Annotated in this window: 21 protein-coding genes and 1 other annotated feature; of the genes, 15 read left to right on the top strand and 6 right to left on the bottom strand. The window is 40.9% G+C overall.

Translation table 11 applies throughout. The features are described 5' to 3' along the window. Window positions 1-82: 82 nt before the first annotated feature. Window positions 83-310, bottom strand: a binding site (T-box leader). 61 nt (window positions 311-371) lie between these two features. Continuing rightward, complete coding sequence (locus J7E38_RS04330) at window positions 372-737, bottom strand: DUF3899 domain-containing protein (protein ID WP_214704884.1); 366 nt, start codon at window positions 735-737, stop codon at window positions 372-374. A 272-nt stretch (window positions 738-1,009) separates the two neighbouring features. Here J7E38_RS04330 and J7E38_RS04335 point away from each other — a divergent pair, with 272 nt between their 5' ends. The 6 genes from J7E38_RS04335 to J7E38_RS04360 all read left to right on the top strand — a co-directional run bounded on the left by J7E38_RS04335 (window position 1,010) and on the right by J7E38_RS04360 (window position 8,200). After that, complete coding sequence (locus J7E38_RS04335; RefSeq protein ID WP_214704883.1) at window positions 1,010-2,713, top strand: peptide ABC transporter substrate-binding protein; 1,704 nt, start codon at window positions 1,010-1,012, stop codon at window positions 2,711-2,713. A 138-nt stretch (window positions 2,714-2,851) separates the two neighbouring features. Next, on the top strand, window positions 2,852-3,781 hold the full coding sequence (gene opp3b, locus J7E38_RS04340) for an oligopeptide ABC transporter permease (protein ID WP_214704882.1): 930 nt from the start codon (window positions 2,852-2,854) through the stop codon (window positions 3,779-3,781). After that, the gene (opp3C, locus tag J7E38_RS04345; protein WP_214704881.1) at window positions 3,781-4,809 is read left to right on the top strand and encodes an oligopeptide ABC transporter permease; all 1,029 of its coding nucleotides are present in this window, start codon (window positions 3,781-3,783) and stop codon (window positions 4,807-4,809) included. The genes opp3b and opp3C overlap by 1 nt, the downstream gene beginning before the upstream one ends. A gap of 17 nt (window positions 4,810-4,826) precedes the next feature. Then, the gene (locus tag J7E38_RS04350) at window positions 4,827-5,861 is read left to right on the top strand and encodes an ABC transporter ATP-binding protein (protein WP_214704880.1); all 1,035 of its coding nucleotides are present in this window, start codon (window positions 4,827-4,829) and stop codon (window positions 5,859-5,861) included. Between the two features lie 22 nt (window positions 5,862-5,883). After that, entirely contained in the window at window positions 5,884-6,825 is a 942-nt protein-coding gene (locus J7E38_RS04355; RefSeq protein WP_214704879.1) for an ABC transporter ATP-binding protein, read from the top strand. 175 nt (window positions 6,826-7,000) lie between these two features. Beyond that, the gene (locus tag J7E38_RS04360; protein ID WP_214704878.1) at window positions 7,001-8,200 is read left to right on the top strand and encodes a putative glycoside hydrolase; all 1,200 of its coding nucleotides are present in this window, start codon (window positions 7,001-7,003) and stop codon (window positions 8,198-8,200) included. Window positions 8,201-8,298: 98 nt separating this feature from the next. On the opposite strand, the gene J7E38_RS04365 is transcribed toward J7E38_RS04360, so the two are convergent. Then, window positions 8,299-8,484: a hypothetical protein gene (locus J7E38_RS04365; RefSeq protein WP_214704877.1), complete on the bottom strand. Its 186-nt coding sequence runs from the start codon at window positions 8,482-8,484 to the stop codon at window positions 8,299-8,301. A gap of 201 nt (window positions 8,485-8,685) precedes the next feature. Between J7E38_RS04365 and J7E38_RS04370 the strand changes: the two genes are divergently transcribed. The 6 genes from J7E38_RS04370 to pepF all read left to right on the top strand — a co-directional run bounded on the left by J7E38_RS04370 (window position 8,686) and on the right by pepF (window position 17,022). Continuing rightward, window positions 8,686-9,255, top strand: a complete 570-nt coding sequence (locus tag J7E38_RS04370; protein WP_214704876.1) for a GNAT family N-acetyltransferase — start codon at window positions 8,686-8,688, stop codon at window positions 9,253-9,255. Window positions 9,256-9,688: 433 nt separating this feature from the next. Continuing rightward, window positions 9,689-10,084: a transcriptional regulator SpxA gene (gene spxA / locus J7E38_RS04375; protein WP_079508109.1), complete on the top strand. Its 396-nt coding sequence runs from the start codon at window positions 9,689-9,691 to the stop codon at window positions 10,082-10,084. 1,250 nt (window positions 10,085-11,334) lie between these two features. Continuing rightward, entirely contained in the window at window positions 11,335-12,006 is a 672-nt protein-coding gene (mecA, locus tag J7E38_RS04380; RefSeq protein ID WP_214704875.1) for an adaptor protein MecA, read from the top strand. 215 nt (window positions 12,007-12,221) lie between these two features. Continuing rightward, window positions 12,222-13,733 carry a cardiolipin synthase gene (gene cls, locus J7E38_RS04385; RefSeq protein ID WP_214704874.1) on the top strand — a complete coding sequence of 504 codons (1,512 nt, stop codon included), beginning with the start codon at window positions 12,222-12,224 and terminating at the stop codon, window positions 13,731-13,733. 116 nt (window positions 13,734-13,849) lie between these two features. Beyond that, window positions 13,850-15,052 (top strand): competence protein CoiA, encoded by a 1,203-nt coding sequence (locus J7E38_RS04390; RefSeq protein WP_214704873.1) that lies wholly within the window; start codon window positions 13,850-13,852, stop codon window positions 15,050-15,052. Between the two features lie 152 nt (window positions 15,053-15,204). Beyond that, window positions 15,205-17,022: an oligoendopeptidase F gene (gene pepF, locus J7E38_RS04395; protein WP_214704872.1), complete on the top strand. Its 1,818-nt coding sequence runs from the start codon at window positions 15,205-15,207 to the stop codon at window positions 17,020-17,022. Between the two features lie 734 nt (window positions 17,023-17,756). Here pepF and J7E38_RS04400 read toward each other — a convergent pair. From J7E38_RS04400 to J7E38_RS04415, 4 genes are all read right to left on the bottom strand, one after another. Continuing rightward, complete coding sequence (locus J7E38_RS04400; protein ID WP_214704871.1) at window positions 17,757-18,638, bottom strand: ClpXP adapter SpxH family protein; 882 nt, start codon at window positions 18,636-18,638, stop codon at window positions 17,757-17,759. Then, window positions 18,635-19,036, bottom strand: a complete 402-nt coding sequence (locus J7E38_RS04405; RefSeq protein WP_214704870.1) for a globin domain-containing protein — start codon at window positions 19,034-19,036, stop codon at window positions 18,635-18,637. Before J7E38_RS04405 ends, J7E38_RS04400 begins: the two co-directional genes overlap by 4 nt. Window positions 19,037-19,255: 219 nt before the next feature. Further along, entirely contained in the window at window positions 19,256-19,900 is a 645-nt protein-coding gene (locus J7E38_RS04410; protein ID WP_215038192.1) for a lytic transglycosylase domain-containing protein, read from the bottom strand. A gap of 19 nt (window positions 19,901-19,919) precedes the next feature. Continuing rightward, window positions 19,920-20,507 (bottom strand): CYTH domain-containing protein, encoded by a 588-nt coding sequence (locus J7E38_RS04415; protein WP_214704869.1) that lies wholly within the window; start codon window positions 20,505-20,507, stop codon window positions 19,920-19,922. Between the two features lie 119 nt (window positions 20,508-20,626). On the opposite strand from J7E38_RS04415, the gene J7E38_RS04420 reads away from it, so the two are divergent. Genes J7E38_RS04420 through J7E38_RS04430 form a run of 3 tightly spaced genes read left to right on the top strand, consistent with a single transcriptional unit; the run spans window position 20,627 to window position 22,512 of the window. Then, window positions 20,627-21,007 carry a UPF0738 family protein gene (locus J7E38_RS04420; RefSeq protein WP_214704868.1) on the top strand — a complete coding sequence of 127 codons (381 nt, stop codon included), beginning with the start codon at window positions 20,627-20,629 and terminating at the stop codon, window positions 21,005-21,007. Between the two features lie 34 nt (window positions 21,008-21,041). Further along, the gene (gene yjbM / locus J7E38_RS04425; RefSeq protein ID WP_353049935.1) at window positions 21,042-21,680 is read left to right on the top strand and encodes a GTP diphosphokinase; all 639 of its coding nucleotides are present in this window, start codon (window positions 21,042-21,044) and stop codon (window positions 21,678-21,680) included. 31 nt (window positions 21,681-21,711) lie between these two features. Then, window positions 21,712-22,512, top strand: a complete 801-nt coding sequence (locus tag J7E38_RS04430) for an NAD kinase (RefSeq protein ID WP_144474576.1) — start codon at window positions 21,712-21,714, stop codon at window positions 22,510-22,512. Window positions 22,513-22,607 lie beyond the last annotated feature (95 nt).

Genomic DNA, 22,607 nt, shown 5'->3' on the forward strand with positions numbered 1-22,607 from the left:
AAAAAATTCCTCCTTCTATTATGATTCTTTTTCCTGATTGCAAGGGAAAAAGAACACAAAAAAGACCATTCGCCCCCTAATATGTAGGGACGAATGGTCCGTGTTGCCACCCTAATTACTCACGAATGAGTCACTCTGCCCATGCTCATGAAGCATGGCTTCCTTTAACGCAGGATTTACGCCTGGATCTACTTAGTTTCGAACCAGAAGCTCGGAAGTCCATTCCAAATGCCAGGCTGTTTGTTTTCACCAACCACAAACTCTCTGAGAAGCCTTGAACAAATGTACTATTCTTCTTCATTGCTTTTAAAGATTTATTAAAAATAATTATAATCAAATTTCATATCATAAGCAAGTGGATCAGGATTAATTTACAAATAGTAAACGTAAAGGGCTGCAAGCATTAAGGCTAAATCAAGAAGGCCGACGATGAGAAGAGGATTCGCATTGAAGGTGACCAACTCAGACAAAGGGGTCATATCTTCAAAAGACTTTTTCTTCTCACCGTCTTCCTTCTTTGAAAAAACGGTCCGGAACGAATAAGACATTGTGTCAAAGAATCCTGAATTGACACTATAGACAATTAATGAAGTGAATAATAGTGCACTAGCAATATAAAATGAAATATCGATATAACTCAGTAAGGTTAAACTCCTATGATAGAGTAAAGAGAGGATGAGAATTATTAGTTGCGATGAAAAAAAACCAAAAAAAATTTTCCCAACTCTATTGCGCATTTTACCGATTCTCCCTTGAATTACTATTTTATAAAAGTAATATCTCAAATAAAGTCTCTAAAAAACTCAAATATTACAATAGGCAACATATTGATTTTGCTAAAGAAAGGCTTATAAGTCACCATTATAACATAAATCAAGCAGGAAATTTATTACTATTGTTTCAAAGTTGTAAATTTTTCTCGCAAAAATATTGAACATTTAAATTAATCTATGTATAATAGGGAATGTAAAAAGTTTTCAGAAAACAACAAAAAAGAGGGGGCAAAACTTTGAAAAAGTCTAAATTTTCATTGCTATTAGTTTTGACTCTAGTATTCTCTCTATTTCTGACTGCGTGCAGCGGAGATAAGAAAGAAACTGGAGAAGAAAAGCCTGCTGATGAAGGCACAACAGGCGAAGAAACTGCTAACGTACCACAAGAATTAAGAATGTTGGATTCTTCCGAGATCCCAACAATGGACACTGTCCTAGCTGAAGGTTCTACAAGTTTCACTTACATAAACAACGTAGGTGAAGGTCTTTACCGCCTTGACCAGAACCACAAGCCAGTACCTGCACTTGCTGATGGCGAACCAGAAATCAGCGAAGACAAGACTGTTTACACTTTCAAACTTCGTGATTCTAAATGGTCTAACGGCGAGCCTGTAACAGCTCATGATTTCGTGTATGCTTGGCAGCGCGCAATCGACCCTGCAACTGCTTCTCCATATGGTCCTTACATGATGGGCGGCAAGATCAAGGGTGCTGCAGAAATCACTGAAGCTGGAGCAAAAAAGAAAGACTACGACCTTAATACACTTGGCGTTAAGGCAATTGACGACAAGACTTTGGAAGTAACTCTTGATAAGCCTGTAGTATACTGGGCTGACCTATTCGCTTTCCCAACATTCTATCCGCAAAACCAGAAGTTTGTTGAAGAGAAAGGCGAAGCTTTCGCAAGCAATGCTGAAAACTTACTTTACAACGGACCTTTCAAGATGACTAAGTGGGAAGGTACTGATGCCACTGAGTGGGTACTTGAAAAGAACGAGAATTACTGGAATGCTAAAGATGTAACTCTTGAGAAAATCACTGTAAACGTAGTAAAAGATTCAAACTCTGCTGTAAACGCATTTGAAGCTGGCGAAACAGACATGACTGGATTGCTTTCTTCTGATATCGTTCCTTCATACGAAGGCGACGAGCGTATGCTTAGCTGGATGGAGCCAACTGTATTCTGGATCAAATTGAACCAGAAGAACGAAGCTCTTAAAAACGTGAACATCCGTAAAGCAATCGCAATGGGCTTCAACAAAGAAGACCTTGCTGCAAGCATCCTGAACAATGGTTCCGTTGCTGCTAACTACTTCGTACCAAAAGATTTCGTAACTCTTGACGGCGAAGATTTCCGTGAAAAGAATGGCGACATTGTAACTTTCAATGCTGAAGAAGCTAAAAAGGCTTGGGAAACTGGGCTTAAGGAACTTGGCGTAGATAAGCTTGAGCTTCGCTACCTTGGTGGAGACACTGAAGCAGCTAAGAAAACTGACGCTTACATCAAGAACCAATTGGAAACTAACCTTCCAGGTTTGACTATCAAACTTGAAAGTGTTCCTTTCGCAGTACGTCTAGAGCGTGACAACGCTATGGATTATGATCTTCAATTCGCTGGATGGGGTCCTGACTACGGTAACGCATTATCGTTCACTGACCTTTGGATCACTGATGGCGGAAGCAACAGAATGGGATATTCAAATCCTAAGTACGATCAGCTGATCAAGGATGCTCAAGGCAAACTTGCAACTGATGAAAAAGCTCAATGGGAAGCACAACAGGAAGCTGAAAGAATCATGCTTGGAGAAGACTATGGTTTAGCACCAGTTTACCAGCGTGCTGCTAACATCCTATTGAACCCAGGTGTTAAAGGTCTTGCGATCTACAACTACGGTCCTGACTATAGCTTCCAGTGGGTTAAGATTACTGAAGCAGAATAATAACTAAAGCAGTTTCTTATTTCAGAAGGTAATAATTCTGATGATAGAAAGAGAGTATATCTAGATATACTCTCTTTTTCCCTGTATGGCATTTGTCGAACAATAGGGAAAATTGAAACAATATAGGAGGTGCACACTATGGGAAAATACCTGGCTAAAAGGATTCTCTTTATGATTTTAACGCTTTTCATTATTGCGTCCATAACGTTTTTCTTAATGAAAATCATTCCGGGTACGCCATTTGCGAGTGCAGCTAAATTGCCGCCTGCGCAATTGCAAATAATGAAAGCTAAGTATGGGTTGGACCAGCCAGTGCCTGTACAATATGCTAAATATATTGGCAACCTGCTACAAGGAGATCTGGGCATTTCATTTCAATTTAATAACACACCTGTAACGGACCTAATGATCAAGCGTCTAGGCCCATCCATGCAATTAGGTGCTCAGGCTATGATTGTTGGTACCTTATTAGGCATCATACTCGGTATATTTGCCGCTCTTAGACAAAATACATGGGTAGATTATAGTGCAACATTTATTGCAGTATTGGGCAAGGCTGTTCCAAACTTTGTTTTTGCTGGTCTTCTTCAATATTTTGTAGCTGTAAAATTAGGCTGGTTCCCAGTGCTATTCTGGAAAGGATTTGAATATACAATCCTGCCAACCATTGCATTATCTATTTTCCCAATAGCAATTTCAGCCCGATTCATGAGAACAGAAATGATTGAAGTTTTAGGGTCGGATTACATTCTTCTTGCTAAAGCAAAAGGCGCAAGTTACTATGAAATCGCAGTAAAACATGCCTTGAGGAACGCACTTATTCCTTTGGTAACCGTACTCGGACCTTTGGCTATCTCTTTGATGACAGGCTCACTAGTAGTAGAAAAGATATTTGCTATTCCTGGTTTAGGAGAGCAGTTTGTAAAATCTATTACAGTTAATGATTACCCTGTTATCATGGGAACAACCATTTTATTTGCTGCTTTATTTGTAGTGATCATCCTTGTCGTGGATATTTTATATGGAATCATTGATCCACGGATCAGACTGTCAGGAGGTAAAAAGTAATGGCTAATCTTGAAACGAAAATTTCAAAAGATCGCTTTCAGCCTGCAATCATTGATTCAGCTAAAAGCGAAGAAATTAACAAGCCAAGCTTAACCTTTTGGCAGGATGCTTGGATGCGTGTGCGTAAGAACAAAGGTGCACTGGCAAGTTTAATTGTTATGGTTCTGCTTGTTTTAATGGCCTTCATTGGCCCTTTAATTAGTGGAAAAGATTTTGATACACAAAAAGTCAGCCATAATAATTTGCCGCCAAGAATCCAGGGGCTTGAAAATATCAGTTGGCTCCCTTTTGATGGAGTTAAGGTAAATAAAGCTGGCAAAGAAATTAATCTGTATGAAGTTAAAAAAGTAGACGAGTATTATTGGTTTGGTACTGACGCGTTAGGACGCGACCTTTTCACACGTACTTGGAAGGGAACCCAAATCTCTTTGTATATTGCTTTGCTTGCAGCGCTGATTGATATGATTATTGGTGTTGCCTATGGAGCGGTATCAGGGTATTATGGCGGCCGTCTGGATAATGTCATGCAAAGGATCACAGAAGTCCTTGTTGGTATTCCTACAATGATCGTTGTAATATTAATGATTCTTGTACTTCAGCCAGGTATCATCTCAATTACTGTCGCTCTGACTATAACGGGTTGGGTTGGAATGGCACGTGTTGTCCGTGCACAGGTTTTAAAGCTAAAAGAACAAGAATTTGTTCTTGCATCTAAAACATTAGGTAATTCTGACGGGAAGATTATTTCCAAACATTTACTTCCTAACCTTGCAGGTGTCATTATTATTAACACCATGTTTACTATTCCAAACGCGATTTTCTTTGAAGCATTCCTAAGCTTTATTGGACTTGGTCTGCAGGACCCACTAGCTTCATTGGGTACTTTAATTGATGAAGGATTTAAAGTATTAAGATTGCATCCACATGAGATGATCATCCCAGCTGTTATCATCAGTCTTATCATGATTACATTCAATATGCTGGCAGACGGATTGCGTGATGCGCTTGATCCGAAAATGCGCGATTAAAAGGGCAGGTGAATATAATGGAAAATATTTTAGAGGTTAAAGATTTAAATATCTCTTTCCATACATTTGCGGGCGAAGTAAAAGCAATCCGCGGTGTGAACTTTGAACTGAAAAAGGGAGAAACACTAGCAATTGTAGGTGAGTCTGGTTCAGGCAAATCTGTAACGACAAAGGCAATCATGAGGTTGCTGCCTCCAGGAAATTCCGAAATCAAGCAGGGAGAAATTTTGTTTGAAGGTAAAGACCTGACAAACTTAACTGACAGGCAGATGCAAAAGATTCGCGGTAAGGATATCTCTATGATTTTCCAGGATCCTATGACTTCCTTGAATCCAACAATGACTGTTGGCAAGCAAATCATGGAGCCGCTGATCAAACATCAAAATATGAGTAAATCCGCGGCAAGGGAACGCGCATTACAGCTGTTGAAGCTAGTAGGTATTCCTAAACCAGAATTAAGAATCAAGCAATATCCGCACCAATTCTCTGGCGGTATGAGACAAAGGGTTGTTATTGCGATTGCATTAGCGTGTAATCCAAAGGTCCTGATTGCTGATGAGCCAACAACTGCATTGGATGTAACCATCCAGGCGCAGATTTTGGAATTGATGAAGGATTTGCAGAAAAAAATTGATACTTCTATTATCTTCATTACTCATGACCTTGGTGTTGTCGCGAACGTAGCAGACAGGGTTGCCGTAATGTATGGTGGTAAAATAGTTGAAATTGGAACTGTTGACGAAGTGTTTTACAATCCGCAGCATCCTTATACTTGGGGATTGATCAGTTCAATGCCAAGTCTTGATGCTAAGGAAGAAGAGCTATATGCAATTCCTGGAACACCGCCAAACTTATTGCATCCGCCGAAGGGTGATGCCTTTGCACCACGAAATGAATATGCAATGCAAATTGATCTAGAAGAACAGCCTCCAATGTTTAAAGTGTCCGATACACATTATGCTGCTACATGGCTGTTGCATCCGGATGCTCCTAAGGTAGAACCACCGGAAGCTGTGAAGAGCAGAATGCGCAAATTCATGGGCATGAAATAAACTGTAGGAGGAGGACTGGCTGATGGAAAATAGAGAAAAACTTCTTGAAATAAAGAATCTGAAGCAATACTTCAATATTGGTCAACCAAATGAAGTAAAAGCGATTGACGGAATTACTTTTGATATCTTTAAAGGAGAGACTCTTGGACTGGTTGGAGAATCAGGCTGTGGCAAGTCCACAACTGGACGCACAATCATCAGGCTTTACGAAGCAACAGATGGAGATGTCCTTTACAAAGGTGAAAACGTACACGGCAAGAAAAGTAAAAAAGATTTAAAGAAATTCAACAGAAGTATGCAAATGATTTTCCAAGATCCTTATGCATCCCTGAATCCAAGGATGAAAGTATCCGATGTTATTGCTGAAGGCATCGATATTCATGGCCTGGCCACAAGCAAGAAGGAAAGAATGGAAAGGGTATATGAACTCCTTGAAACTGTTGGCTTAAACAGAGAACACGCCAACCGATACCCACATGAATTTTCAGGCGGCCAAAGGCAGCGTATCGGAATTGCACGTGCACTTGCCGTGCAGCCGGAATTTATTATTGCAGACGAACCAATTTCCGCATTAGACGTTTCCATTCAGGCACAGGTTGTAAACCTGATGAAGAAACTGCAGCGTGAAAAAGGGTTAACATACTTGTTTATCGCACACGACCTTTCAATGGTAAAATATATCAGTGATCGAATTGGTGTAATGTACTTTGGTAAGCTGGTTGAATTAACGACTGCTGAAGAATTGTACAAAAATCCACTGCATCCTTATACTCAATCCTTGCTGTCGGCAATTCCGCTTCCAGATCCTGAATCTGAGCGTACACGCCGCCGCAAAACATATGATCCGAATGTACATCAGTATGCTGATGGAGAAGAAGTGAAGATGCGTGAGGTTGTCCCGGGGCATTATGTTTATTGCTCTGAAAAAGAACTAAAACAATATCAGCAACAATATGTAAAATAATTAAAGCGATCTCTTAATTTGAGATCGCCTTTTTTTTGCTTAATTCAGTAAGAGGGAATAAATTCCATATGAAAATATTACTCTATAATATCTAAATCTGTCGAAAGTGGGTAAAATAGAAATAACAATATATATATAGAAATAATTGATGTGCGTTTTGAAAGGAGAGGTGTTTGTGCAGTTTAAAAAAATCGCAGCAGCAGCACTCTTGGCTGCCTCTTTTTCGCAAGCAGGCGGAACAGTTTTTGCTGAATCGAAACCCCTGGAAACGGAGAAACTTCCAGTCAGGGAACACCAGTCATTGGTCAGGGAAATACCAGAACAGCTGGAAAGGTTCAAATTTGACTCTGGTTATCAGTTTGAGTATCCGGATGCAGTCAGGGGAATCTATGTTACCGGTAATTCAGCAGGAGGGGAGAAGTTTTCCAGTCTGGTGAAACTAGTCGATGAGACGGATTTAAATGCGATGGTAATCGATATAAAAGACGATCATGGTTTTCTTACATACAAGCCGGGTGATGACTCTCCATTTAAAGAGATTGGAAAGCCATATATCAAGGACCCCAAAAAAATGCTAAAGACTATGGAAGAAAAGAAAATCTATCCGATTGCCAGGGTGGTTGTTTTTAAAGATACTGCACTGGCAAATAAGAAGCCTGAATGGTCATATAAGGATGGAAATGAAGTTTGGAAGAACGGCAGAGGAGAAGCTTTTGTCAATCCGTTTGTCAAAGATGTTTGGGATTATAATGTCCAAATCGCGAAAGAAGCCGCTAAAATGGGTTTCAAGGAAATCCAATTTGACTATGTCCGATTCCCTGAAGGGTTTGAACGGCGAGACAGCACCCTTAAGTATTCAATGGGAGATTACAAGAATATCGAGATGGATAATATCCAAAAACGAGTAAAAGCTGTGACCGATTTCGTCGCTTATGCTCGTGAAGAATTAAAACCTTATGATGTGAAGGTATCTGTAGATATATTCGGTTATACAGCAACACTTCCGGAAGCTCCGGGCATTGGCCAGAATTTCTCGAAAATCTCGGAAAATGTCGATGTCATTTCTTCGATGATTTATCCTAGCCATTGGACTTCATATTTTGGAATTGCAAAGCCTGACACTCAGCCATACCGTCTTGTCGAGGAATATGCCAAGATGGAGAAAAACAAACTGGCTGAATTGAAGACTCCTCCGGTATCACGTCCGTGGCTTCAGGATTTCACAGCATCGTGGCTTGGCAGCGGGAATTACATTGTGTATGGCAAAAAGGAAGTAGAAGACCAGATAAGAGCACTTAAGGATCAGGGCATCAATGAATACTTATTATGGAATGCCAGCAACAGATATTCTCCGAATGTGGATTACACACCATAAGCAAACAAAAAGCCTGAACGGATTGATGAATCCGTCCAGGCTTTTCATATTATTAGATAATCGCCATTATAATAAGTTATAATATTAGATGATGTGGATTACTTCTTGCTGCCGCCAACATTTTTCCAGCCGTTTTGCAACCTGGTTGATTGATTGACGAATTCATTTCTTTTATTCCCACTAAAGAATCTGGTGCCGACTCCATTCGTAATGACACCAATTGTTGCGGTAATTCCCACGATCAGCAAAGCAACGATAGTTAAATCCATTATGTAACCGCCCATGATAAACCTCCACCTTTTTTTTCACAATTTCATGATTGTGGTAAATATAAATGCATGATCCGTACATCTTTATTTTAAAAGAATTGTAAGCGTATTAAAAGAACTTTATAAAGAAAAAATAATACGAGCATTGTGATCATGAGTATATAAGAAAAGCTGGGTGCTTATCGGGATGGAATAAAAATGAAAAGGAGATAAGCAATGCATTGGTATGAAAAATTAAATCAGTATTTCCCTATTGAGGAAATGAAATCGAAGGAACACATGGAAACATTATTAAAGGAGCGTCCGGAAATTTATCATAAGGACGAGGGACCAGGACATGTCCTTATGTATGTTGAAACCGACGATTTCGTATTCATTGATTACCTTTTTGTCTCAAAGGATACTCGTGGCCAGGGGCTTGGACATAAACTGATTGAAAAGCTCAAGGATAAAGGGAAGCCGATCATCCTCGAAGTGGAGCCGGTGAATTATGAAGACACAGATACGGAAAAACGTCTTCGCTTTTACAAAAGGGAAGGGTTTGAGCATGCCAGGACGGTTGGATACAGACGCAGGTCATTGGCAACAAATGAAATCAATGAAATGGAAATTTTATATTGGTCGCCAAACGAAGCTTCTGAAGATATAGTGTATGAAGCAATGAAGAAGACCTATAATATGATCCATACCTACAAAGACAAGACATTCTACGGAGAGTCCTACCAGCCGGTAGACGAAGTATTGACGGTTGAAGATAGACGGGATGATTTACTGGAAGACCTTTGATCCTAAACGCAATCAGGTGTATTTGACCTGATTGCGTTTTCATTTTGATAGTTTTAATTGAGAATCAAAAAAATTAATAAAAAAATGTTTAAGCAGATCAAATGCGGGTAAATATAATTAAATTATGATTTTGTGCACTGACGGACAGACCCGCCTGGAATTTCACGAATATTTATATAGATTGAAATCAGAGGGAGATGAAAATTATTCTTTTTTATTGAAACTTTTTTCTATTTCATTCGTTATATATAAAGAAGGACAAAAATTCTTACATAGTCACCGCGTTAAATTTATGAAAAGGATACCTTTTATCCTCTTCATGGTGTATAATAAACAATATGAATTATAAAATTAAACTTATTATTATTTAATAAATGACAGCTCATTTGAAGCAAATAATATATAAGTAAATCTTAAGGAGTGTGAATTACCAATGGTCACTTTATACACTTCACCAAGTTGTACTTCATGCAGAAAAGCAAAATCATGGCTTGAAGAACATGAAATTCCATACACTGAAAGAAACATATTTTCTGAGCCTTTATCAATTGATGAAATAAAGGAAATACTTCGAATGACCGAGGATGGAACTGATGAAATCATTTCAACCCGTTCGAAGACATTCCAAAAATTAGATGTTAACTTAGAGACAATGCCTTTACAGGAATTGTTCGAAGTAATCAAAGAAAACCCAGGATTACTTCGCCGCCCGATCATCATCGACGAAAAGCGCCTGCAGGTTGGTTATAATGAAGATGAAATCAGACGTTTCCTTCCGCGCAAAGTACGCACATTCCAATTGCGCGAAGCACAGCGCTTAGTCAATTAAATTATAAAGCTCCCAATTTTGGGAGCTTTTTTTGATTTGGGCTTTTGTCCAGCTTGTTATTTTCACTAATACTTTAGACAGCTTTTCTTTGTTTACCACAGGAGCTGACCGAACCTGCACTTACTTCGGACAGCTTATCTTTGTTTACCACAAAAGCTGTCCGAACCTGGGCTAACTTCGGACAACTTCTCTTCGTTTACCACAAAAGCTGTCCGAACCTGGGCTTACTTCGGACAACTTATCTTCGTTTACCACGAAAGCTGTCCGAACTTGCACTTACTTCAGACAGGTTATCTTCGTTTACCACGAAAGCTGTCCGAACCCAGGCTTACTTCGGACAACTTCTCTTCGTTTACCACGAAAGCTGTCCGAACCCAGGCTAACTTCGGACAACTTCTCTTCGTTTACCACGAAAGCTGTCCGAACTTGCACTTACTTCGGACAGCTTTTCTTCATTTGCTACAAAAGCTGTCCGAACCTGGGCATACTTCGGACAGCTTTTCTTCATTTGCTACAAAAGCTGTCCGAACCTGGGCATACTTCGGACAACTTCTCTTCGTTTACCACGAAAGCTGTCCGAACCCAGGCATACTTCGGACAACTTATCTTCGTTTACCACGAAAGCTGTCCGAACCCAGGCTTACTTCGGACAACTTATCTTCGTTTACCACGAAAGCTGTCCGAACTTGCACTTACTTCGGACAGCTTTTCTTCATTTGCTACAAAAGCTGTCCGAACCTGGGCTAACTTCGGACAACTTATCTTCGTTTACCGCAAAAGCTGTCCGAACTTGCACTTACTTCGGACAACTTATCTTCGTTTACCACGAAAGCTGTCCGAATCCAGGCTTACTTCGGACAACATTTCATCGTTTACCACTATACATGTTATACCGCATATCAAAGACAGTCAGACAAATTGAAATCAAGGCAGGTTTCTGCTAAAATGTAAAGAATACTTTAATTTTATAGTTGCCTTTGTTTGCGTGAAATTTCTCTGGTATCAAACCAGTGCATTGCACGCAGGACTCTAAACAATAATAAAAAAGCCTTTTGTAAAAATGGGTGCATATTTTATTTCCAAAATGGCTGATTATAACATAAAATGAAAGTACAAGATTATTCTATTTACCTTCCTTTAATAAACACAAGGTGATTCAGACTCATTTATTAAGGGTAAAAGATATGGACCAACTGCTTTTGGGGGTATTTAGTCCCTTCAAATCTTTGCCTGGAAGGGAGAGAAAGCGAATGGAAATCGAGCGCATTAATGAGAATACGGTAAAGTTCTACATTTCATATATGGACATAGAGGAACGCGGGTTTGACCGGGAAGAAATCTGGTATAACCGCGATCGCAGTGAGGAACTCTTCTGGGAGATGATGGATGAAGTCCATGCAGAAGAAGAGTTTACTGTTGAAGGTCCATTATGGATCCAGGTCCAGGCCCTGGAAAAAGGTCTGGAGGTATTGGTTACAAAGGCTCAATTGTCGAAGGATGGGCCGAAATTTGAACTGCCGCTTCCAAACGATAAAATGAAGGATATGCCAGTTGATGAGCGAATCGAAGAGCTGCTTGACCATCAATTTAATCCAAAAGGATTTGATGATGAAGAGAATTCGTTCGAGGATGATCTTGAATTCTTATTGCATTTTAAGGATTTCGAGGATGTCATCTCGCTATCAAAACGGCCGGGGATCGATAAGATTAAAACAAGCTTGTATAGTTATTCTGACAAGTATTATTTATACATTGAATTTCCTGAGCAAGATTTCGAAGACGAAGAGGAAATTGATAATATTCTAAGTGTCCTTCTCGAATATGGGCAGGAATCAAGCGTGACAATTCATCGTCTTGATGAATATGGCAACAAGATTATCGAAAACGATGTATTCAATGTTATAAGGAAGCATTTTTCCTGATTGCAGGGCCGATTTCAGAAATGAAATCGGCTTTTTTAATCCAGGCAGCGAGATCTCTGCGACACTTCCATTGAAATCAAAATACGATTTCACCGGCAGGCTTTGTACAGGGTACTTGCAGTTTTTTTGATATAATTTGTATGAATCCCATCACTAAATAGAAACGTATATATACAGTGGTTTGGAAATCAGAAGCGGGAAAACAGGTGGTTACCATGAAGAATACAGTTCGGATTTTAACGTTTTTATTCATTTTGTCAGGCATTTATTATTTGTTTTATGAAAAACTTGATGCTGTTTATCTGGGATACATAAGTATTTTCATGACATTGACGGTGATTTTTATCAGTTTTGTGATCTTCCTTGAGAATCGTCATCCTGCCCAGACTTTAACCTGGATAGTGGTTCTCGGTGGTTTCCCCGTTGTGGGTTTCATATTTTATTTATTATTTGGCCGCAATCATCGGAAAGAAAAGATGTTCCGCCGAAAATACTTTCTTGATAAACAAACTTTTACACGAATTGAAGGGGACAGTGAAAGTGCGAACAAAGCACGGATGCTTGAAATGGAAGAAGATCACCGTCGTTTGTTCAATCTTGCCCAGAAGCTCGGGAATAGCCCTATTTCCTTTGCAACTTCGACAAAAGTGCTGACAAATGGTGATGAAACCTTTAGTCATATTCTCCAAGAATTGGAAAAGGCAACCCACCATATCCATATGGAATATTATATTGTGCGCGATGACGAAATCGGCCATGAAATCAAGGATGTTCTGATCGAAAAAGCCAAAAAAGGAGTGAAGGTGCGGTTCCTGTATGATTCGGTTGGGTCATGGAAGCTTTCAAAAAAGTATATCGCGGATTTGATTGACGCGGGTGTCGAAGTGGTCGAATTTGGCCCTGTCCGCCTGCCGTTCCTGAACAGCAAGTTCAATTTCCGGAACCACCGTAAAATCATTGTGATTGATGGGACAGTTGGCTTTGTCGGAGGGCTGAATATCGGTGATGAGTACCTCGGAAGAAATAAGGATTTTGGTTTTTGGCGTGACACTCACTTAATGGCAAAAGGAGAAGCAGTAAGGAGCCTGCAGCTGATTTTCCTGCAGGATTGGTACTACATGACGAATAACAGCTTTTTGACAGCAGAATATTTATCACCCGCACTGGAGGTTAACACCCATGGAGGGGTCCAGATGATTGCCGGCGGCCCAGACAACGAGTGGAGTGTGATCAAGAATATCTTTTTCTCGATGATTTCGTCGGCCGATAAGTCAGTCTGGATTGCGTCTCCGTATTTCATCCCGGACGAAGATATTTTCAGTGCAATCAAGGTGGCTGCTCTCAGCGGGCTTGACGTCAGGCTGCTTGTCCCAAAAAAGCCGGATAAAAAAATCGTTTTCTATGCTTCGAGGTCGTATTTTCCAGAGCTACTTGAAGCGGGGGTAAAAATTTATGAATACGAAAAAGGGTTCATGCACAGCAAAATCGTCATTGTTGACGGCCAGCTTGCTTCCATTGGCACGTCCAATATGGACATGAGAAGTTTCCATCTGAACTTCGAGGTCAATGCTTTCCTCTATAAAACAAGCAGCACATTGAAATTGGTGGAAGAGTACCAAAATGATATCCATCAATCAAACGAAATTGATTTGAAAGACTTCAATAAACGCAATATCGGTTACAGGCTTCTCGAATCAACATCAAGACTTCTGTCGCCCATGCTTTAGCAGTCCGTAGGTGTTACGGGCTGTTTTTTCTGTGAACATTTTGTTAATTGTTTCAATTATAAGAGGTGATCACTCCTGTACTCCAGAATAATAGGAGGAGAAAGGAGGTTCATTATATGCTAGTGGCAAATAAGAGTAATGGGGAAGTATTTTCACTCGCGAACGGTAAGGCCAAGAAAGAATTAGAGAAAATCAGATCCCGGGAAAAGTTTTATTGTCCTGATTGTGGCGAGGAGGTAATCATGAAACTCGGCAGTAAGAAAATCTGGCATTTCTCCCATACTGCAAGCGGAAGCTGCCAATATGAGTATGATCGAGAATCTGAGTACCACCTTTCTGGCAAGCTAAAACTATATAATTGGCTGAAGAAACAGGGAATCTATGCGGAGCTTGAAAAGTTCGATCAGCAGATGAGACAAAAACCGGATATTGCATTTGATTGGAACGGTCAAAAATATGCAATTGAATTCCAATGTTCAATCATCCATGCAGATATTTTCGAAAAAAGAACAAAAACCTACCTGGAACATGATGTGATCCCCATATGGATTGCAGCCGAAAACCTGATCAAACGTAAGTCCCATATGGTTGTTTCCATGAATCATTTCCTCTATCTTTTTTTGCGAAGACCCCACAATGACTGGAATTTTCCTGCTTTTTGCCCGATCTCAGGCCAGCTCATCAACCTTCATGGCAGTATTCCAATTTCCACAAGAAAGGCGATCGCAATTCTAGAAGTGAAAAATCTGAGTCAAACTTCAATCGAGGATCTCCTTAATCCAAAAGCAAGACACCAACCTTTCATAAAAATTTGGCAAACAGAAAATCAAAAACTAAAATCCCGCTATTTGATGAATCCCGGCGCCTGGCAAAATCGTTTCCTAAAAGAATTATACCGCAATCGTCTCAGCCTTCTAACTCTTCCCCCTGTCCTCGGATTGCCTGTCCACTTCAGTCCCTATATTGAAACACCGTCCTTCATCTGGCAAACATACCTCTATCTCGATGTATTTCGTCAACATAAAATAGGGGAATTCATTCATTATCCACAAATCCAGGATGCTTTTGCCAAAAGGGTCAAAAAAGGTGATATCAGGCTCAGGGTCCTGCCTGCCGCCGGGGAAAGAGATGCCTGGTATGCTTTAGCAGAATACGTTTTTCTTTTAACAAAGGTGGGGTACCTGGAAAAGATTAATTCAGGGATGGTAAAAGTACAAAAAGAGATTGAGATTCCATCTTCAATCGACCGCCAGTTGGAGGCGGAAGCCAAGTTTTTTGCTGAGTATGAAAATAAAATTGCTCAATCGGTATTCCAATAACATGAAAAATGAAGTTCAAGAGTAAAATAAGGAAGTTAGCGAAAAAACTTTTCATCCCTTTCTTTTTTTATGAAGGAAATAAGGAGCTATTATCGAATAATATGATAGTAGAAAAGTTTTTCGAATTCCGAAATTTTGTTAGGAGGATCCATATGTCTAATGAATCAGCAGTTAAAAAATTGCCATCAAGAGATGAGGCTGCCACCGAGAATACGTGGAGACTTGAAGATATTTTCGCGAGTGATGATGCCTGGGAAAAAGAATTCAATGAAGTGAAGAGCTTACTTCCTTCTGTCCAGGAGTATCAGGGAAAACTTGGGGAAAGTGCTGATCAGCTTTACGATGCACTCCAATTGCAGGATAAGCTGTTAGAGCGTCTTGGCAGACTTTATACATATGCACATATGCGCTATGACCAGGATACGACGAATTCTTTTTATCAGGGACTAGATGACCGTATCAAGAATCTCTATTCCCAGGCGGGAAGTGCACTGGCTTATATTGTGCCGGAAATCCTTGCTGTTGAAGAAGAAAAGATCAAAGGCTTTTTGCAGGAAAAAGAAGAGCTGAAGCTTTATGAGCATGCATTGGAGGAAATCAATCTTCAGCGGCCGCACGTCCTGTCTGCCGAAGAAGAAGCCTTGCTTGCCCAGGCAGGAGAGGTAATGAGCTCGCCATCAAATACTTTTGGTATGCTCAACAATGCGGATTTGGAATTCCCTTCGATTAAGGACGAGAACGGTGAAGATGTGGAAATCACTCATGGCCGTTACATCCGTTTCCTAGAAAGTGAAGATCGCAGGGTGCGCGAGGATGCTTTCAAAGCTGTTTACAAAACATATGGCAGCTTCAAAAATACCTTTTCAAGCACTTTGAGCGGCAATATCAAGAAGGATAACTTCAATGCGAGAATCCGTAAATATGATTCTGCGAGGCATGCTGCGCTTGCTGCAAATAATATCCCTGAAAGTGTCTATGAAAACCTTGTGAATACGGTGAATGACAATCTGCACCTGCTTCACAGATATGTAAAGCTTCGCAGAAAGGTCCTGGGTCTTGATAAGCTGCATATGTATGATCTTTATACACCGTTGGTCAAGGATGTTAAAATGGAAATTCCTTATGGAGAAGCAAAAGAATACGTTCTAAAAGGATTAGAACCCCTTGGTGATGAATATAACAAAATCCTAAAAGAAGGGTTCGAAAATCGCTGGGTGGATGTGTATGAGAACAAAGGGAAGCGCAGCGGAGCCTATTCTTCAGGTGCATATGGCACAAATCCATACATCCTGATGAACTGGCAGGACAATGTAAATAATTTATTCACGCTTGCGCATGAGTTCGGACATTCCGTCCATAGCTACTACACTAGGAAAACTCAGCCATATCCATATGGAAACTACTCCATTTTTGTTGCAGAAGTGGCTTCCACATGCAATGAAGCGCTGCTGAATGACTATATGCTGAAAACGATCGATGATGAGCAGAAGCGCCTGTATCTATTGAATCACTATCTCGAAGGTTTCAGGGGAACTGTGTTCAGACAGACCATGTTTGCTGAATTTGAACATATGATTCACCAGAAAGCACAGAATAACGAAGCTTTGACAGCTGATTCTCTGACAAAGGATTATTATGAGCTCAACAAAAAGTACTTCGGCGAAGAAGACATCATTATTGATGAGGAAATCGGACTGGAGTGGTCAAGGATCCCGCATTTCTATTACAATTACTATGTGTATCAGTATGCCACAGGTTTCAGTGCAGCAACAGCGCTGAGCAAACAGATCCTTGATGAAGGACAGCCGGCTGTCGAGCGCTATATTGAATTCCTGAAATCAGGAAGCTCAGACTATCCAATCGAAGTCCTGAAAAAGGCAGGAGTAGATATGACAAGCTCGCAGCCAATCGAGGAAGCCTTGAAGGTATTCGAAGAAAAGCTAAACGAAATGGAAGCATTGCTTTCATAAAACGAAGAACCGGCTGCAAGGGTGCAGCCGGTTTTTTCATTAGAATCCTCTGAACTTTTTTCGGTTATTTAAATATATCAGTAAAATAAAAAGGGAGAAAAACAGGATGGGGGAGGTCAGATATAAAGGGATAAGATGCATTAATCCTCCGATATGAAGAACAAATGAAAAAACGATGAATAGCGCCATAAAGAAGAGACCTATTTTGTCCACGTACATCACTCCGGATCGCTTAATACTTGATATATATGCTTCTGTCCATATAATCATGAATGGTATTTGACAATATTGTGAAATAACACACAAGTATATTGTTATACTGGTAGTGCCTATGGTATATTTATGGCGTGAAGTTGATCACAAGCAAACATTTACCCCTTTGTTTGACCGTGAAAAATTTCTCCCATCCCCTTTGTTCGTATAAAATAGAAAAAAGGCCTTGCAGTTGGAGAGCTGCAAGGCCTTTTTCTGCGTGCAATGTTAGATTAGCGCTGATTGAAGGTTACATTCAAGTGCAATCATTCTGAATTGCAGTCAGGAGTAAAAAAAGTGGCAGTTTTTACTTGCTGCGATCCGGATTATGGATTATTGCTGCACATTTTTAATTAATTAGACCATTTATTAAGGTTTTTCGACCATATTCCCAATTATTTCGAACAATTCAATAGAAAGCATTAAAGTCTGCAAAAAACAATGAAGCGGACTAATAAAAAAATGACCGAGCATCTGCACGGTCATCCTTCTAGATAACGCCAGAACATCCCGTATTTTGCGGGGATTTGTTCGACCATTTGCTTTAACATCAGTTTCTTTAATTCCTTCTCAGCCTGAGGAACTGTCATGTCGTATACAACAGCCACTTCCTTTGAGGCAACCATTTTATACTGCTTCAAAAACTGTTCCAGGCTTGGCGGCTGGGTTGCGTCTGGTTTTTGCTGGAGCATTTCTTCAAGAATCTGTACGTATACCTCATATGGATAAAGTCCGGTAATCTTGATGCCTTCTTCTTCAACATTGGCATTGAAAAAGACAAGCGTCGGAATTTCTTGGACGTCCATTTCATTGGTGATTTTTAAATCACACTGGAACGCCTTTGCGGCTGTCTCAGAATGGATATCCGTCACGAATTCCTCAACATCCAGCCCCACGCTTCGGGCACAGTTTTTCAGCACCTCAAAACTCGAGACATTTTGTTTTTCAAGAAACAACACTTCCTGGAGCTTGCGCAGGAAGCGGATGCCTTTCTTTTTTCCCTGAAGTTCTGCCGATTTAATGGCAATCGAAGCCAAATAGGGAGACGAAACAGGGTTTTCAAACCAAAGCGAACCGTCACAGGACATGCCTGTTCTGCTTGCTGTTTTTTCCCATAGCTCTGCTATGGTTTCGTAGCGTTTCTTTCGGTTCATGTTCAAGGTGGCAAGACGGCCGCTCAATACATGTTTGATTGAAAAATACTTGCCATATTCGATCTGCAGCTTTTTTATGATTGGCTCTAGTGCCCAGCATTCAGGACAAAGCGGATCAACGAACATATAAATTTCTAGAGGCTTCTTGTCTATGTTATGACAGTATTCTGACGGGTCATAGCTTAAAAGATTTTCACGGCTGAGTCTCATGAGTTCTCACCGGTTTCATCGTCTGGTGTATTAATCATATGCTGAGCGGTAAGGTAGAGCCTGGCGTAAAAATCCTCCCTGACAGAACCATCGAGACCCACTTCATCCATGGCCTCTGCCATGCAGCCGAGCCAAGCTTTAGCCCTGACCGGCGTGATTTCGAAAGGCAGATGTCTGGCGCGAAGCATTGGATGGCCATGTTCGTTCGTATATAAAGGCGGCCCGCCTAAATATTGAGTCAAAAACTGCTTTTGTTTACGGGCAGTTTCCGTTAAGTCGTCCGGGAATATAGGAGCAAGATCAGGATGCATTCCAACGCGGTGGTAAAAAGCATCGACCAGCCGGTGAAGTGTCCCTTCGCCAATGGCTTCGAATGGTAAGGTCTTATTCTCAACCATATTGATAACTCCTTTAAAATAGATTTTAGAAATTTCATTCTGCTTTGATAGTTATGCTATTTATTGTAGCAATGCTATATTTATATCTCAAACAAATCGGCTTGTGTTCTGTGAAAACTGTCTCTGGTTTGATTAATTTCGGTTTGCTTTACTAATTTACACAAAAAAGCCGCCTGTTACCACTGACAGGCGGGCAAAAAAATTGGAAGTATTATCCTTTTAACTGTAAAAAACATCGGTCACTTTTCGTACATAGTTCTGGGTTTCCTTGAATGGGGGAATTCCTCCATATTTATCAACATTACCAGGTCCTGCATTATAAGCTGCGAGGGCAAGTTCAATATTATTGTCATATCTGTCGAGCATTTGCTTGAGGTATTTAGCGCCTCCTAGGATATTATCTGCGGGATCAAAGACATTTTTAACTCCAAGGCCCCTTGCTGTAGAAGGCATTAGCTGCATCAATCCGGATGCCCCGGCATGGCTTACGGCATTGGGATTGAAATTGGATTCCTTTTGAATGACTGACTTGATCAGCTTGGCTGGTATATTGAACATAGCAGCCGCCTGGTCAATCATACCATCAAAATCAGTGTTATTCTTGGCCGCTACCTTTGTCAGTTGAATGGGAGGGAGCATTTGGGCAATGTTCTGTTTGGTTAAATCATATGAGCTGACTGCAGCCTGAGCATCTTCGAACAGCTCTTCCAGCTTTGTTGCCGTGGCGCCAAGGGCATCGCTCTGGTCATTTAAAATGCCGGAAAGCATTTCCTGAAATAGGCCGTTTCCCGATTGTCCTGGGGTCCGATTGAAATTTTGAAGCGCCTGCAATTCAAGCATGGCTTTTAACTGATCAACATTCATCGTGATTCTCCTGCCTGGTCTATTCTCTTAAAAGATTATATTTTTTAGCGTAAAAGCGTTTGATCTTATTATCGGTTTGTCGAACAGGTATTTTTAGTTCAGTGAGTAAATTGGAATAATTTCGAAATCCTTCTAACTCATCTGTCACTTCATATTCTAGCTCAAAATCTTCTGTATTTAAATAGTAACTATGGTCCAGGACTAGCAGTCCTTCTTTATACTCAACCTCGGCGCGCACCGTTGTCAGCGAGCCGAAGTATTGCAGTTGATCCATATCGGACATTAAATATGAAACAGCGCCCTTCACCTCACCATCAGGCAATTTGCCAGTTTTCAAGGCTTCGTTTGCCTGTCCTTCAGTCAGGATCTGGTTCGTTTCGAGCAATCCCTGTTGTGCAGGCTGTTTTAAAGTCAGTTCAAACTCATTGCCTTTTTCCCTGATCCGCAGTGCGGACCCTTTATCCTTCAAGGTAAAAGAAGGGGTATCGAAATAATGATTGATCTGTTTTTTAAAGTGAACCTGCTCCAGTTTGAAGTAACTTGACAGGAAGTTAAATTCTTTTTCCGTCAGCATGTTCTTGAATTCGATTTCGATATTCTGGCTCACGTCCGTCCGCCCTTTCCAAATAAGTTGTCCTTATTATCTCGCGAAATCCTGTTGGCTTCAATCTTTAGTAGAAAATGGTTCGATATGATAAAATAAAAAAGATTATGGAGGTTGAAAAAATGAGTAAAAAGATTATCGTTACAGATGCAAAAGTAGAAAGAAATGAGCTCCTGCTTTTTACAGACATGGAGACAGAAATAACAAGCCTTTCAGCCACCGGGCAAATGCTTGTGGATTCTGATCAATTATCCTTTATTTATATTGTTGATAATGAAGATGGATATCAATATGTCACCATTCCTGAATCTGCCTGGAGTGCCATTCAGCAAGGGATTCAGGGCGGACTTGAAGTTTTTCTGGCAAATGCCGGCGGCAAGCTTAAATTGGAAAGCTTCCGTGGTGAAATGGAATATCTGATTGAAAATATAACAGGGAACAGCAACTATGGAGAGGAAATGGTCACGAAAGTGGAACAGGTTTTTGCCGCACCCTCCGCTTAAGCTTTCGTGAAAAGAACCGGATGAGGTGACTGATGTGAAACACTGGGATCAATTTTTAGAACCTTATAAGCACGCTGTGGAAGAAATGAAGGTAAAGCTTAAAGGAATCAGGAGCCAATATGAGCTTCATTCCGACCATTCCCCGATTGAATTTGTCACGGGGAGGGTAAAGCCAATTGCAAGCATACTGGACAAAGCCCATCAAAAGGGGATTTCACTCGATAAACTCGATTCTGAAATGCAGGATATCGCAGGCTTGAGAATCATGTGCCAGTTCGTGGACGATATCAAGACAGTCGTTGAACTGTTAAGGAGCCGGAATGATTTTGAGATTATCGAGGAAAGGGATTATATTTCCCATAAAAAAGCAAGCGGTTACCGCTCTTACCATGTAGTCATCCGCTATCCAGTCCAGACGATCAGGGGAGAAAGAAAGATTCTTGCCGAAATCCAGATCAGGACGCTGGCCATGAATTTCTGGGCAACGGTGGAGCATTCATTGAACTATAAGTACAAAGGACTTTTTCCTGAAGATATTAAAACCAGGCTGCAGCGGGCGGCCGAGGCTGCGTTCCGCCTTGATGAAGAAATGTCGACTATCAGGGGAGAAATCCAGGACGCACAAGCATTTTTCACACGGAAAAAAGAAATGCAGCAGGATGGGAAGAAATAGTTTAAATCCGATATGCAGGGGTGTTTGATACATGAAATTTGCGATTACTTCAAAGGGGGATTCCCGGTCCAATACATTGATGCATAAAATGAGGACGTATCTTTTGGACTTTGATCTAGAATATGATGAAGACCAGCCGGACATCTGTATCTCTGTCGGAGGGGATGGAACGCTTTTGTATGCCTTCCACCGGTACAGCAGCAGGCTGGATAAAACCGCATTCATTGGAGTACATACAGGACACCTTGGCTTTTATGCCGACTGGGTTCCTGAAGAAATCGAAAAGCTTGTCATCGCAGTGGCAAAAACACCGTACCAGGTGATTGAGTATCCGCTGCTTGAAGTCATCATCAGGTATCAGCATGGCGGCAGGGAAACCAGGTATCTGGCCCTGAATGAATCTACTGTAAAATCAGTGGAAGGTACACTGGTCATGGATGTTGAAATCAGGGGCCAGCATTTCGAACGCTTCCGCGGAGATGGTTTATGTGTATCCACGCCTTCCGGAAGCACAGCTTATAACAAAGCATTGGGCGGGGCAATCCTGCATCCATCCCTGAGAGCGATCCAGGTAGCAGAAATGGCATCGATTAATAACCGGGTGTTCAGGACAGTTGGATCCCCGCTAATCCTGCCTGACCACCATACGTGTACCTTGAAACCTGTAAACAGGCCGGATTTCCAGGTGACAGTGGACCATTTAACCTTATTGCATAAAGACGTGAAATCAATCCAATTCCGGGTAGCGGATGAAAAAATCCGTTTCGCCCGATTCCGCCCATTCCCATTCTGGAAAAGGGTGCATGATTCCTTTATCTCTGATAGTGACTAATGGTGAATCCGGCGACCGAGCATTGAAGTGTCCTTTAATGGACATTTCAACGCTCGTTTAGGGCCAAAATGTCGAAGAAACCTGTTTTAATGGAC

This window comes from Bacillus sp. ISL-35 (genome assembly GCF_018613355.1).
In the GTDB taxonomy this organism is placed as follows: Bacteria; Bacillota; Bacilli; order Bacillales; family Cytobacillaceae; genus Mesobacillus.